This window comes from Cylindrospermum sp. FACHB-282, from assembly GCF_014697195.1.
GTDB lineage: Bacteria > Cyanobacteriota > Cyanobacteriia > Cyanobacteriales > Nostocaceae > Cylindrospermum.
In genome coordinates, this window is sequence record NZ_JACJRJ010000022.1 from 20,146 (window position 1) to 34,588 (window position 14,443).

The following is a 14,443-nucleotide window of genomic DNA, read 5'->3' on the forward strand; positions in this document are numbered from 1 at the left end:
CTTATCAATTTGTTAATTATGATACTGATAAAGTGATGGAGGTATTTATGGTACTACGTATGGTGCTTTCTGTACAAAAGCATCTAACTCATAGTCTGGCATTCAAACCAGCTTCCAATCAGTTTTTAATTTCCGATGCAATGGAATCAATCCAAATTAAGCAGAAGCTCCAAGTGCTGTGGACAGCTTTGATTTTACTGAGCATTTTTTTTGGTGTGGAATTAAGCGCAGGAATTTTGAGCCATAGCCTGTCCCTTTTAGCAGATGCAGAGCACATTCTTTCTGATGTTGCAGCTTTGGGTCTGGCACTAGTGGCCATTTGGCTATCTCGATCTATATCTAAGGGAACTATATTTGGACGCTATCGATTGGAAGTTCTGGCAGCGTTGGTTAACGGTATAGGTTTGGCCTGCATAGCAGCCTGGATAGTTAAAGAAGCCCTAGTTCGGCTACAGTCTCCATCTCCAGAAATTCTTGGCTTACCGATGTTAGTAACTGCATTACTTGGTCTGGGGGTTAACAGCTTTAACGCTCTCTATTTACATGGATGTAGCCATAATGATCTCAACATCAGGGGCGTATTTCTTCACATCTTGGCGGATTTAGTTAGTTCAGTAGGAACGGTGCTGGCGGCGATCGCAGTTATCTGGCTGAATTGGACTTGGGCCGATGGAGTCATCAGCTTAGTAGTGGCAGGGTTGATAGCTCTTTTTGCCGCAAATCTTGTGATTCAGAGCATTAATTCTCTGCGCGGTAAAGTCGCCAATATTGGCAATGGTTCCTGCTTATGTAATCTGCAAGCAGAAGATTGTAGCGAACAGCAAGCTGCGCTACGCGAACGCCAGCAGGCTGAAAAGCTATTATTTCCATCTTTACAGGAGCTTATTTAATGAGATTAAGTCTGCTCTCGCGAAACTGGGCAACTTATCCCCAGATTTTGCTATGTTGTGTGACAGTCTTTTTTACTCTAGCAATATCAGCGCGTGCAGAAACTCGGCAACTGAACTTAACTCTCAGCTCCCAAGAAAACCAAAGCTTCCAAACCCTGGTGCAAGAAGCAGAAGCCTTAGCTAAAAAATCTATTCAGCAAACCTTTGAGTCAAGTCCTGAGGTGAAAAACCTTTCCGTTAATATTCTAGGCGAACATTATGGTTCCCTAGTGCCGCTGTTATCAGTAACCGTCTCTCAAACTAATTGGCAGAAAGACCCCAGAATTCAACCTTGGGTAAAGTACTTTAGCAGCGCTTCACATCTTTTAGGTTTTGTCAAATATTCCCAACCGACATCTTCATCCCAATCTACAGTAGTCCCTCACTCTGTGCCTTACATAACTGAGAATGAACCTAACTTCTACCAGTAAGGGTAGTTTTCATCTAGTTGCATCGTCAAAACTTTTTGGCTAACCAGCATCAAGCAAAATTTTAACTTACACAAAGGAGACACTGTGATGATTTCATTACTCAACAAGTACCAGCGCTTATTGGCTTGGTTCATATCTGGTCTAGTTTTTGCCCTCCTGTTGTCCTTGGGAACACCAAACCAACAACCCGCTACTGCCGCTAACCAGATTTATGCCCCATCCTCTAATCAGTCAATTGTGACCTCCGACTTTGCTACTACTCATCTGGAACCCAATTTTTATCAATAGTTAACTGCTAATACTTACTCAATTAACGTTAAGAGGCACTGCAATGAGTTCATTTTTGGGACAGTACAGGCGGTTGCTAGCCTTTGCTATGGCTAGTTTTTTCTGTACCATGCTGCTGGTATTTGGTAATCCAGCAATTCAGCCAGCCCTAGCCGCTGGTAATGGAATTAACGTAATTATCATGATTGGCGATGGTATGGGTTGGAATATGGCCCGGGCCGCTGCTGTTGCCAAAGGTGGGCCATTTTACACCAGCGGTAAAGGCACCGGTCTCAGCTTCCAAACTCTCACGGGATATGGACTGGTGACTACCTACGGCACCACAATTCAGGGAGATACTGCAAGCGCATCAAATCAAGCAAAATCAACGGGTAACTCAGCCCGATATCCAGCTACAACTCCTGATAATGCCGCCACAGGTGCCAATCCCCTCCGCCCAAACTTCACATTTCAGCCCACTCCCTTTAATCCCGGTACTACAGCCAATGGCGACACTTTACTACCAGGTAACTTAGCAGGCTATGACGTAACTAAGGGAGGCCCGGCTCCTTGGATTCCCTTATCCCCTGCTAATTCTGGTACTTATGATAAAGAGTACATCAAGTATAGCTATCCCGACTCTGCTAACACCGCTACAACTCTTTATACAGGTGTAAAGAGCTTTAATAACGCGATGGGCGTAGACATTTACGAGCAGAAGCTGAAAACCATCGTAGAAATTGCCAAAGAACAAGGTAAGTCTACAGGAGTCGTTACTTCAGTACCAGTCAGCCACGCAACTCCCGGTGCTGCTGTCTCTTTCGTCAATCGTCGTAGTAAGTACGATAGTGACTACGATCCCAACAAGGCCAATCAAGACAGTATTTTGCAACAGGCATTGCTGAACTTTCAGCCTAATGTTATTTTGGGCGGCGGTCATCCCTTAGATCATCAGAACAGTAGCAGTTCAGGCCCAGTCTGTAATAACACTAGCTACACTTACATCAAGGCATCTACTTACAAAGAATTGACTGGTAAAACAGCCTTGAGCAATGAAGCCGCTTGTTCAGCTCCTGCTTCATCAAATCCTAACAATCTTTACGGCTATACCTTTTTGGAGCGTGGCCCTAATGCAACTCAGACACTGTTGAACACAGCTGCATCAGTCAACCCAAATACTGGCGGCAAGTTATTTGGTCTGTATGGCGCTCGTGGTCAAGATGGCAACATTCCTACGAGTTCTTCTAAAGGGGACTACAGCACAACAGGTTTAGGTCAATTTAGCGTCTTTAGTTCCACAACTTCTGCGAATCAAACTCCTAACCCTGATACTGTTCGTCCTCTATCTCCTGGCGAAACTGACGCTAGCTTCATTGCCAGAGAGATTAACGAAAATCCCACTTTGGCAGATATGAGCAAAGCGGCTCTAACCGTTCTCGGTAAAGACCCAGACGGCTTCTGGCTAATGATTGAGGGAGGTGATATAGACTGGGCTGCCCATGATGACAACATGGATAACCTAATTGGTACGATGAATGATTTCGATAAAGCAGTTGAGGAAGTCATTAGCTGGATTAATAATAATGGCGGTTGGAGCAAGAACTTGCTGCTTGTCACAGCTGACCATGACCACTACCTAACTTTAAATAATGACTTCCTCTCGAAGTTAGCTGCTCAAGATCCAGATGTGTCTAGAGGTTTGAAATATAACGCTAAAGACATCACTTTCAACAAACACAACCCAACAGAAGCTGGTCACTTCTGGGGATCTGACCCAAGTAAGAAGTATCTCTGGGGTAGCCACAGCCGACGGATTGTGCCTGTTTACTACCAAGGCGCTTACTCTACAACTCTAACTAGATTCTTGGGTCAAGGTTTCCAAATGACAGATAGCTCTGGTACTTACAATGTGCCTGGTATCCGGGGAGTAATTGATCAGACCCAGATATTTCAAACTATGAAGACTGCACTGACGAGTTCGCCAAATTAATCTACCGCTTCACTGAAGACTAACTCAAAAGCTTCATTTTGCAGAGACGTGGATGAATAACGTCTCTGCTTGATTAAACCATTCTGGTTTTTTACACCTCATCCTTTGATTGAAGGAAATAAATGACTTACTCCATCTTCAAGAAATTAGCAGTTGTCACGGCCGGAACCGCTCTGATGTTTGCTGTAGGGGAAAATATCCCCGCCCAAGCTGTAACCATCACTTATGATTTCTCTGGCTCTAATGCTGGAAATCCGTTCACAGGTACTTTCTCTTTTGACTCTGCTGCTGCATCAGATCAAGAAGTAACTGTTGCTGAAGGTTTAATAATTTCTGCTAACTACGATGGCAATTCCTACACCCAAGCTGATGATTCTTTAGCGAAGGTTTTGACCAATTTATTGGGAGGAATTGATCAACAGGGTTTGGGGTTACAATTTTACACCAATGCCTTTACAGTCAACGCCGAAAATTTTATTGTTCTTAGTGATGCGACTGGAAATAGTGATCAAACGGTTTCTTACACTGATGTTTCTGTTCCAGAGCCAACTAGTATCTTTGGTTTAGCTCCTGTGTTTGGGCTGTTTTTATTTATGTTCAAAAAAATGGGATTTTCTACTAGGTCATTACGTACAAAATCTAGTCCCTAATCTAGAAGCTGTTAGTAACACAATAACTTAAATTTATTGGATACGGCTACTTCGTAAATATAGCGATTCTGACTTGAATGTAACAAAGTGAGAACCGCTATATTTTTTGATTTAAGAAGATTTGCCTTATCCTAATTATTCCTATAATCTAAATTATCGATAATGCTAATCGCATTGTTAAACTGTAATTTAGTTATTTAAATGCAGGTTGAATATTCAGAATATGTATGTAAATTATATTAACTTAAGCTACTAGCATCTGCTGAAATTCATCAAAATCTATATCATACTGTGACTGTACGTTTTCATGTAAAGCAATAATAACATTTACCAAACTAGGATAAATATGAACCGTATATGCATTTTGACGACTAAAATCAACTTGTTTTACTTCATTAAGTATATGATTAACATCTGACAAATCAGGTTGAATAGTTTTAACCATTGACCCAATTGAATAAGGAAAAGCTTGATGTAGTTTATTATCTCCAAAGGTATCAATATAAAACCTCAAAACCTTTTTGAGAAGATTCGGCTTAATAGCAATACTTCGATCCCGCTCAATCAGTAGATAGGCTTGTAACTGTAAAAGTTGTGGAAAAATATAGAACTTACCTTGTTTTTTATTCTGAGATTTAGGAACTACTATCTTCTCTTTTTCCAACCAAAGCAATTGTTTAAAACTAATTTTAATTAATTGATGAACTTCATTTTTATTGAAGGATTGGTCGATTTTAAAGGTACTTTTTCTACCCTTTGAATCAGTTATAGAAACATCTTTATCTTTTTCATCAATATCACAAACAGGTTGATATTTTCCCCATCCTAGAAATTCATATTGTTGTTTTCTAGCTGCTGCCCAAGTATCAGCTTCAATTTTTTTAATCAGTTCGGCATTATCATCTAGCAAAGCACGGGCACTTTCATTCGTTGATGGAAAGAAGTCATAGCTACCGTCCCCACTTAGCCACAATTCATAAATCGTTTTTTTTGCAGGATTTGCCATAGACATTTTACCTAATATATATTTTCTGGGTCTGGCACAAAAGCCTTACCTTTAATTACTTCTATATCAACACGGATATCAGAGCGAACTTTTGAGACGTTTGGGAATGTTTTACTAACTTGAGCATCTACACCACCAGCCTTTGCAGCACGATTAATGTAATCCCTTGCTTGCTGAAATGCTTCTTGTCGTACTTCCATTTCAGGGTCAGTGAGGCTATTTTCTAGCTCATTTACTAGGTTTTCCCCCTCTGTTTTTGTCAGTGGAGTTGCTTGTGCCCAAGAGCATGACTTTTCTACTCCACCCCCTTGAGCTTGTATCCTACCCCTATGAGTAGGTGTCTTTTTTCCCATTATCTCTAAATATTCTAGTAATAATCAATATATCTGAAATGTTTAATGTAATCCTTAACTTAGTTAATTTTCCTTCAGGGTACAGATTGTCAACTAGGGCAACTCCCGACAGCGCTAGAATAGTAGCCTAAAGAAGGATTATGACGAAAATCGAGATATTATGACTGTTGCTACCACTGTAAAAACTGAATACGAAGCGATTATTGGACTAGAAACCCATTGTCAGCTAAGTACAAACACTAAGATTTTCTCTTCTAGCTCAACGGCGTTTGGTGGTGAACCCAATACTAATATTGATCCTGTGTGTATGGGTTTACCTGGGGTTTTACCCGTACTCAACGCCAAGGTGTTGGAATACGCTGTGAAAGCGGGTTTGGCGCTAAATTGTCAAATTGCTAGATATAGCAAATTTGACCGTAAGCAGTATTTTTATCCTGATTTACCAAAAAATTACCAAATTTCACAATATGATCTGCCGATCGCAGAACATGGTTGGATAGAGATTGAATTGGTAGATGATGCAGGCAATTCTACGCGCAAACGCATTGGGATTACTCGCTTGCACATGGAAGAAGATGCTGGCAAATTGGTACACGCGGGGAGCGATCGCATTTCCGGTTCTACTTATTCTTTGGTAGACTACAATCGAGCAGGTGTGCCGTTGGTAGAAATTGTCTCCGAACCTGATTTGCGTTCTGGACAAGAAGCGGCAGAATATGCCCAAGAATTGCGCCGCATTGTCCGCTATCTCGGTGTCAGTGATGGCAATATGCAAGAAGGATCACTGCGCTGTGATGTGAATATTTCTGTCCGTCCTGTGGGAAGAGAGGCGTTTGGGACGAAGGTAGAAATCAAGAATATGAACTCTTTTAGTGCTATCCAAAAGGCGATAGACTACGAAATAGAGCGCCAAATCGCTGCTAATGAAGCGGGGGAGAAGATTGTTCAAGAGACTCGCCTGTGGGAAGAAGGGACTCAACGCACAATTAGTATGCGGATTAAAGAAGGTTCTAGCGATTATCGCTACTTCCCCGAACCAGATTTAGCACCAATTGAGGTCACAGATCAAGAATTAGAGCATTGGCTCAGTGAATTACCGGAACTACCAGCCCAAAAACGCCATCGTTATGAAGGTGAGTTGGGGCTTTCGCCTTATGATACGCGGGTGTTGACAGAAGATCATCCTGTATCTGAATATTTTGAAAGTGCGATCGCTGCCGGCGCAAATCCCAAAGCTGCTGCTAACTGGATTACGCAAGATATCGCTGCCTATCTCAACAAGCAAAAACTCGGCATCACAGAAATTGCTCTCACTCCCACCAATTTAGCCGATGTGATCACCCGCATTGAAACGGGTAAAATCAGCAACGCCCAAGCGAAAGAAAAGCTGTCAGACTTGCTGAGTGGTGTTTCTCCCGAAAAAGCTTTTGCCGGTCAGGAGCTAATTACCGACCCTGCTATTTTAGAACCAATTGTGGATGAAGCGATCGCCTCTAACCCCAAAGAACTAGAAAAGTATCGCAACGGTAACACCAACCTCAAGGGCTTCTTTGTCGGACAGGTGCTGAAAAAGACCGGTAAACGTGCTGATCCCAAACTAACTAACGAATTGGTGGAAAAGAAACTCAATGCCTAGCGCCCCTTCTTTGTGTATTGCTGGCAAAATATATCAGATTTGTTTAGAAAGATTCACAATTATGGGTCTAACCCCTCACCACTAGAATGGTATAGTGTGTTATGTAGATGAACCCTGATGATCTGGAGAGCAACTTAGGTAGCTCTCCTTTTTTGTTGTTGTCTTTTAATCAAGGGTGGCGGGTTTTGAATTATCACCAACAGCTGCTTAATTACTGCCATCAGCAGATAAACTCACAATATGGATGAATGACGAACCTGAGCCGTGAGCGCTAAAATTCGCAAGCACGGTTGTGAGGAAGGAACGGAGCAGCAATCCACCGACCTACCTAATCTAATAATTGTGGGGAATAATCATGGGAGACTGGCAGGAAATTACTGGTGGCATCACGGCGGCTAGGGGGTATAAAGCGGCAGGAATTACTGCCGGGCTGAAACCTTCAGGATTGCCCGATTTAGCTTTAATATTGTCAGACGTGGATGCGATCGCCGCTGGTGTATTTACCACTAGCCAAGTTAAAGCTGCCTGCGTAGACTATTGCCAGCAACGCTTACAAGCCAAGCACAGCGCTAGGGCTATACTCTGTAACGCTGGACAAGCAAACGCCGCTACAGGTAATCAAGGTGTGCGTGATGCTGAAGCAAGCGCCGAGTTGTTGGCAAAAGAATTGGATATTTCTACTGATTCGATTCTACTAGCTTCTACTGGCGTCATCGGTCAACGAATTAAAATGGATGCCTTGAGTAGTGGCATTCCCAAACTGGTAGCAGCACTTTCAGAAACAGGCTCAAATGCAGCATCTACGGCAATTATCACCACAGATTTGGTGACTAAATCCATTGCTTTAGAAACAACTATAGGCGATCGCCCCGTACGAATTGGTGGGATTGCCAAAGGTTCAGGGATGATTCATCCCAACATGGCAACCATGCTGGCTTTTGTCACCTGTGATGCTGCTGTTTCCCCCAACCTGTGGCAGCAAATGTTAACCAGGGCGGCTGATAGAAGCTTTAATTCCATCACCGTTGATGGTGATACCAGCACCAATGACAGCTTAATTGCCCTGGCAAATGGTCAATCTCGCACCCCAGCCATTATCGATATGGGTGCAGAAGCCGAAAAATTAGAGGCAATGTTAACAGCAGTATGCCAGCATTTAGCAAAAGCGATCGCCCGTGATGGTGAAGGCGCAACCTGTCTCATTAAAGTCCAAGTCACAGGCACTCACGATGAAATATCAGCCCGCCAAATCGCCAAAACCATTGCCGGCTCATCCTTAGTTAAGTCTGCAATCTTTGGCCGTGATCCCAACTGGGGACGCATCGCCGCCGCTGCAGGACGTGCAGGTATACCCTTTGAAGAAGCAAATCTGCAAATCAAGCTTGGGGATTTTTTAATGTTGGAGAATGGTCAACCTTTGCCTTTTGACCGTGCCGCAGCCAGTGCATATTTGAAACAGGCAGCTGCGGGTGCTTATCTCAAAGATGATACCGTGTTAATTTCCGTCAGCGTTGGCAATGGTCATGGTACGGGTAAGGCTTGGGGTTGTGATTTGAGTTATGACTATGTGAAAATTAACGCAGAGTACACAACTTAAATCTCAGTTAGTAAATACATAGCTAAGGGCATTTCCGAGAAACTTCCCATCAGCCTTAACGCTGCGCTCCTCAGTTTATTGTTACCTTTTTTGCTCAACAGTAACGTCCGGGCGCAGCCATGTACTCAGGCAACTATTGATACTCAGATTCAGAAATTCAAAAATGCAAATAGGGCTTACGCATTGACAAAAAATGTTAAATATGTAGGCTGGTTTTATTCATTGAAAATCTTCATCCGTGCGTTCCCTAACCCAGGCTAGGGGTAGGATGCGTAAAGAGACGCATCAGAACACCATTAAAAAAGCCCAAAATTACGATGAATTTCCACCGTGGTTAACGACGAAACCCCGACAGCAGAACACAAAAAACTCCAAAATTTTCTCAGTGGAATGTATTGCGTTTTGTAAAAGGCCTGAAACTTAACCAGAATTTCCCATTGAGACAACTTTACATACCGTTACATGATTTGATTTTTTTCAGCGAACCTACTGACAATACTTTCAATCTAACAATCTACTTTCGCGCCTGTATCACCTGCAAACTTCCACCCGCATACAAAGTTGGCTCATCCACCTCAAAACCAATCTCTCTTAACAAGCCAGGTAAATCAGTTTTCAACAATTCCCAAGCTGTTTCTGTTTCAAACAACAGTAAAAACAGAGATACCCCAGGCCAAAAGATCGGATTTGTGGGAGCGTGAAAATCCACAAGTGTAAACACTCCACCCGGCTTCAACACCCGATAAACTTCATTAATGATTTTTCGCAATTGCGCCGGCTGCATTTCGTGTAAAGCCGCGCTGGTATGCACCACATCAAATAGATTATCTGCCAAGGGCATATCTTCAGCAAAAGCTTCCACATAAGTAGCACTAGGGACATTTTGCCGTGCCCTTTGCAAAGACAGGGGTGAAGCATCCAGTCCTGTTACATTTTGTGAATATTTAACTAAAACTTGTGTCGCTTGACCACTGCCGCAACATACATCTAATATCTGAGTATCTGAGTGAATTGTTAAGCCTTGCAAAGCTATTTGGCGAAAACGCCCTTCACCGCCTACAGCTAGGGCGGCTAACCGCGATATTCCATCATATAGCCACTGATAGCGGTAACTCCAATCCCTTAAAATTGTTGCCATTTTATCTTTCCTGTAGATAAAGCTTTATATTTAATAAAGATATAGATATATTGTTAACATTAGTAAAAAAGCTGAAAGGTTAGGGGAAAGTAACTGCTATGGGTCGTGTAGGCGTATTATTACTCAATCTCGGAGGCCCTGATAAATTAGAAGATGTCGGGCCATTTCTGTATAACCTCTTTTCTGATCCAGAAATTATCCGCCTACCTTTTAGCTGGATGCAAAAGCCCCTAGCTTGGTTGATTGCTACGCGGCGTCAGAAAACATCTCAGGCAAACTATAAGCATATCGGTGGCGGTTCACCACTGCGACGCATCACTGAAGAGCAAGGGGAAGCCCTGAAAGCACAGCTGGGTGCTATGGGTAAAGAAGCCAATATTTACGTTGGTATGCGTTATTGGCATCCTTACACAGAAGAAGCGATCGCACTCCTCACCCAAGACAATATCGAAAGCTTGGTAATACTGCCACTGTATCCCCAGTTTTCCATCAGTACCAGTGGTTCCAGTTTCCGGCTTTTAGACAGGCTTTGGCAAGAAAACCCCAAACTTCAGCCCCTGAAATACACCGTCATTCCCTCCTGGTACAAAGAACCAGGCTACCTCCAGGCAATGGCGGAACTAATCACCCAACAACTCAATCAATATCCCAACCCTGATGAGGTGCATATCTTCTTTAGCGCTCATGGTGTTCCCAAAAGCTATGTTGAAGAAGCCGGTGACCCCTATCAGCAAGAAATTGAGGAATGTACTGCTCTGATCATGCAAACCCTCAATCGCCCCAATCCCCACACCTTAGCCTATCAAAGTCGCGTTGGCCCAGTAGAATGGCTACAACCCTACACAGAGGATGCCCTCAAAGCACTAGGAGCAAAAGGGGTAAAGGATTTGGTAGTCGTACCGATTAGTTTTGTTTCTGAACACATCGAGACACTACAAGAAATCGATATTGAGTATCGAGAAATAGCCGAAGAAGCAGGAATTCACAACTTCCGTCGCGCAGCTGCTCCCAACACCCATCCGGTATTTATTAAAGCACTGGCAGACTTGGTGATTGATTCCCTAGAAAGACCCAGCCTGAAGCTTTCACAAGTTACCCAGATGAAAAAAAGAGTCAAAATGTACCCCCAAGAGCAATGGGAATGGGGTTTGACTACTAGCGCCGAAGTATGGAATGGTCGGATTGCTATGCTAGGCTTTATAGCCTTAGTAATCGAGTTGGTTACTGGTCAAGGTTTACTGCACATAATTGGACTGTTGCAATAAATCACCAGAGAATAGCCGAAGGGCACGGAAGCCACTTGGCTTGACTGGTAATAGAGGCATCGGGCATTGAGTTATTTTAACTGCCAGTCCCATCTCCCCCGAAAATAATTGCTCTCTCTGCCTGTTGAGCCATACTTACCGCTTTGCTTCGCGCTTCGATAATTTGACCAATCTCACGCCCCAAGCTTGGTTGGCGTTCAATCATCGTATTTACAGCATCTGAGTAGATCACAAGAACTTGCAAATCGTCAACAGCGCCGACCGATACCGGACTTGGTTCCCCACTAAATAGTGCCATCTCGCCAAAGAACTCACCACGCAAGATAGTCATTACCGCCAACTCCATGCCCAACTCGTTCGTGACGGTGACTAGAGCCTGACCCGCAATGATAATATACAAAGCATTACCAGGCTCGCCCTGTCGGATGACTTTCTCGCCAGCACCGAACTGCTGTAAGATAGTTCCCTTAGCTAAGTCATCCAAATTTTTTGGCTCTCTAGCTAGAGGCATAAATTTTCTTGATACTATTTGCCTTATTTCTTTTGATTACTGTCCGTTTGTTTATTTTGAAAGGACAAAAGGAAATTAGTTATTCGTAATTCGTAATTGAGGGGTAATAATTACAAATTACGAATTATCAATCAGGAATTACTGCCTTACCTAGCCAGAATTGTGTTTACTAAATCCCACAAAATGTGGTAATTTGGCTAGTGGCTTTCCTGAACGCAAATTATGTTCCTACCTTGGATGCAGCAGAGACAACGTTAAGGTTAGCAACTAACCCGTAGGTTGACACATAATCTTCTAACTCTGCTAAATCAACCGTGCCATTTTTATCGGAATCAAGAGTGGCAAAAAGATAATCAGTTACGTAGCTCCTGATATCTTCAGAGGAGCGTTCGCCTGTTGTCATATCTTCTATTCGGCCTAAAAGCTCCATAATCTCTTCTCTATTGAGTGCATTGCTGCCATCTGTATCCAATTGATGGAAAAGTTTTCTCACATCTTCTGTGGCCATTCTCGAAGAACGCAGTGTTTCTCGCAATAATTCATTCCCAAATGAATTCATAAACAATATTTGCTCGACGAGTGGTATGCAGAAGAACCCAAGTGCTGCCCAAAAAATTGCATATTTTACGGCTTCGGGATTGGCGGTTGCACTAACTCCGAGGAAAAGAGCGGCCCAAAGGAAAAAGTTGGGATTAACAAGCAAAATATAAGCATCTCTAGCTTCTGCCTTACTCAGCTTGCCTTTTGTAAACACTGAAGTTAATACCGCAAAGATGCGAATTAAGACAAAGACTAATGTTGCTACTGCCAGTTGTTGCAGACAGGCTAGAGAGCGGTTTGTATCCGTTGAGAAAAATAAATCGCTGAGGAATGTTGATGGAGTAAACTGAAACCCTGTTGCCAAAGCCATTAAGGCGACAGCAAGCACTCCAATAAATTTCCAGTTCTTACTATGGTGGTTTGATTCAACAGGAGATTTGTCACGCCAAAATTGGGCTAAAGCTCCCGGTATTGCCAAACCAACAATGAGAATCACACCAAAAAATATCAGGCTTGAACTGTTAATTGGTAATTGTTTTGCCAAGCCAAATGTCACAATTAGTGCAACTGGTGCGATGATTGATAACGTCCTTGATAAGATAGCAGACGGATAAAGATTACCGCCCCAGAGTACCGATAAAACTGGGGAAGTAAGTGCGGGTGGAACCATCCAAAAAAGCACCCACATAACTTTGTACAAATCTCCGGGACCTTGATACAAGATTCCAGAAAATATTAAAAGTAGCCCAACTGCCCATCTGGCCAACATCCAGGCGTAGACTATATACTTGACAGTTGAAGTTACTTTGCGTTTACTCGCTGCAAAGTCAATGTCCAGATAGGTATAAAACGTTGAAGCCGCGAGACAAGCAACGATTATCCCTCGAAATAGCTCTGATGGAATTCCTGCTGAGGAGGCGCTTATTGTCCTTACCAAGCATCCTAGTAAGAAAGCAGCAGCATAGAGAAAAATTGCCCACATAATAGAAAGATCGTTGATCTCTTTCCGCAGGGAAGCAGCACCACCCGATTCTTTATCACGAAACTTGACTAACTCCTCTCCACTGAGAGCTTTACCGTTAGGGAGTTTCAGGTGTTTATAAGCAGTTGGTGGTAAATCACTTAAATAAAGTGCTAAAGGCTCCAATACATATTGGTGGCACACAACTAAAACAGTTTCACCCCGTTTTAAGTGAGGTACAACCCGCTCCTCATAGAAAGAAGCCGCGCGTCCGTAAACTTGTGAAATCTTCTCTCCAGCCGGGGGTGCTTCGTTATGGGAATGCAACATTTCCTCAAAACCTTCGTAGCCAAGGGCAAGACGAAGCAGATTTAGATTACGACCGGCAAAAATGCCAAAGGATTTCTCGCTAATCCGATGGTCTATCTGAACAGGAATATCGGTTGACTTCAATGCCTCACTTTCAGCCAGGGCAATTTCACAAGTTTGCCGCGCACGTCTCATGTGAGAGACGTATACTGCATCAAACTTAACACCTTTTTTCTTAATATCAACACCTGCACGGCGTGCCTGCAACCTACCAAATGCGGTCAGGTCAACATCCAGTACTCCTGCAAAAATGTTGCGTTCGTTGCTGGTGCTCTCACCATGCCGAATAAAGTACGCACATCCAGGATAATCATCCTTTTGTGCAATAGAGGCGTTGGCAGAATTATTAGTTTTTACCACAAATTTTAAGCGTTTTTAATCTAAGCTATTTTAAAGTACAATAAGGCTAAATAACTAATTTATCAATAGGTCTTTCAGTGAGCTTTTATAAGTTAAGTAAGGATTTAATAAATTTTAAAAAATAGGGAAACACTGACTACAGCTATCAGATAACTGATAGCTTTGCTGTATTAGGTACTATGTCTTCAAAGCTGACGGCAAAGAAAGAAATTTGTTTGCATATATTTTTTCAGGGAATTTACTTTCTATTTTTTGGGTGAACTAATGGTATGATATCCACTTTTTGTAGAGACGCGACACCCAAGCGTCTCTACAATGTCTTTACGTCTTATATCCTGTGTAGACTAGGGGCAAGATGGTAGAAGAAAGTTTAGCGATGTTTCGGATCGGCAACAAGAACAGGACTTGCGCAAAAATCGCCAAAAAGCTTAATTTATCGA

Annotated in this window: 13 protein-coding genes; 8 read left to right on the plus strand and 5 right to left on the minus strand. The window is 42.8% G+C overall.

The window, feature by feature from the left end; translation table 11 throughout:
• The first annotated feature begins 47 nt into the window (after positions 1–47).
• From H6G32_RS13135 to H6G32_RS13155, 5 genes are all read left to right on the plus strand, one after another.
• Complete coding sequence (locus tag H6G32_RS13135) at positions 48–890, plus strand: cation diffusion facilitator family transporter (protein WP_242046581.1); 843 nt, start codon at positions 48–50, stop codon at positions 888–890.
• The gene (locus H6G32_RS13140; RefSeq protein ID WP_190458871.1) at positions 890–1,360 is read left to right on the plus strand and encodes a hypothetical protein; all 471 of its coding nucleotides are present in this window, start codon (positions 890–892) and stop codon (positions 1,358–1,360) included. The genes H6G32_RS13135 and H6G32_RS13140 overlap by 1 nt, the downstream gene beginning before the upstream one ends.
• Before the next feature lie 87 nt (positions 1,361–1,447).
• Positions 1,448–1,648 (plus strand): hypothetical protein, encoded by a 201-nt coding sequence (locus tag H6G32_RS13145; protein ID WP_190459000.1) that lies wholly within the window; start codon positions 1,448–1,450, stop codon positions 1,646–1,648.
• A gap of 43 nt (positions 1,649–1,691) precedes the next feature.
• Complete coding sequence (locus H6G32_RS13150; protein WP_242046582.1) at positions 1,692–3,617, plus strand: alkaline phosphatase; 1,926 nt, start codon at positions 1,692–1,694, stop codon at positions 3,615–3,617.
• 122 nt (positions 3,618–3,739) lie between these two features.
• On the plus strand, positions 3,740–4,267 hold the full coding sequence (locus tag H6G32_RS13155; protein ID WP_190458873.1) for a PEP-CTERM sorting domain-containing protein: 528 nt from the start codon (positions 3,740–3,742) through the stop codon (positions 4,265–4,267).
• Positions 4,268–4,511: 244 nt separating this feature from the next.
• On the opposite strand, the gene H6G32_RS13160 is transcribed toward H6G32_RS13155, so the two are convergent.
• Together H6G32_RS13160 and H6G32_RS13165 are read right to left on the minus strand one after the other, a co-directional pair.
• Positions 4,512–5,273, minus strand: a complete 762-nt coding sequence (locus tag H6G32_RS13160; RefSeq protein WP_190458876.1) for a hypothetical protein — start codon at positions 5,271–5,273, stop codon at positions 4,512–4,514.
• An 11-nt stretch (positions 5,274–5,284) separates the two neighbouring features.
• A complete protein-coding gene (locus H6G32_RS13165; protein WP_190458878.1) occupies positions 5,285–5,626 on the minus strand; it encodes a hypothetical protein in 342 nt (113 codons plus the stop codon).
• Positions 5,627–5,786: 160 nt separating this feature from the next.
• Between H6G32_RS13165 and gatB the strand changes: the two genes are divergently transcribed.
• Both gatB and argJ read left to right on the plus strand, forming a co-directional pair.
• The gene (gatB, locus tag H6G32_RS13170) at positions 5,787–7,262 is read left to right on the plus strand and encodes an Asp-tRNA(Asn)/Glu-tRNA(Gln) amidotransferase subunit GatB (protein ID WP_190458880.1); all 1,476 of its coding nucleotides are present in this window, start codon (positions 5,787–5,789) and stop codon (positions 7,260–7,262) included.
• A gap of 355 nt (positions 7,263–7,617) precedes the next feature.
• A complete protein-coding gene (gene argJ / locus H6G32_RS13175; protein WP_190458881.1) occupies positions 7,618–8,859 on the plus strand; it encodes a bifunctional ornithine acetyltransferase/N-acetylglutamate synthase in 1,242 nt (413 codons plus the stop codon).
• Between the two features lie 514 nt (positions 8,860–9,373).
• Here argJ and H6G32_RS13180 read toward each other — a convergent pair.
• Positions 9,374–9,997 (minus strand): class I SAM-dependent methyltransferase, encoded by a 624-nt coding sequence (locus tag H6G32_RS13180; protein WP_190458883.1) that lies wholly within the window; start codon positions 9,995–9,997, stop codon positions 9,374–9,376.
• A gap of 98 nt (positions 9,998–10,095) precedes the next feature.
• On the opposite strand from H6G32_RS13180, the gene hemH reads away from it, so the two are divergent.
• Positions 10,096–11,262 (plus strand): ferrochelatase, encoded by a 1,167-nt coding sequence (hemH, locus tag H6G32_RS13185; protein WP_190458884.1) that lies wholly within the window; start codon positions 10,096–10,098, stop codon positions 11,260–11,262.
• A gap of 76 nt (positions 11,263–11,338) precedes the next feature.
• Here hemH and H6G32_RS13190 read toward each other — a convergent pair whose 3' ends face one another.
• Positions 11,339–11,773 (minus strand): Crp/Fnr family transcriptional regulator, encoded by a 435-nt coding sequence (locus tag H6G32_RS13190; protein ID WP_190458887.1) that lies wholly within the window; start codon positions 11,771–11,773, stop codon positions 11,339–11,341.
• Positions 11,774–11,993: 220 nt separating this feature from the next.
• The gene (locus tag H6G32_RS27295) at positions 11,994–14,003 is read right to left on the minus strand and encodes a histidine phosphatase family protein (protein WP_190458889.1); all 2,010 of its coding nucleotides are present in this window, start codon (positions 14,001–14,003) and stop codon (positions 11,994–11,996) included.
• Positions 14,004–14,443 lie beyond the last annotated feature (440 nt).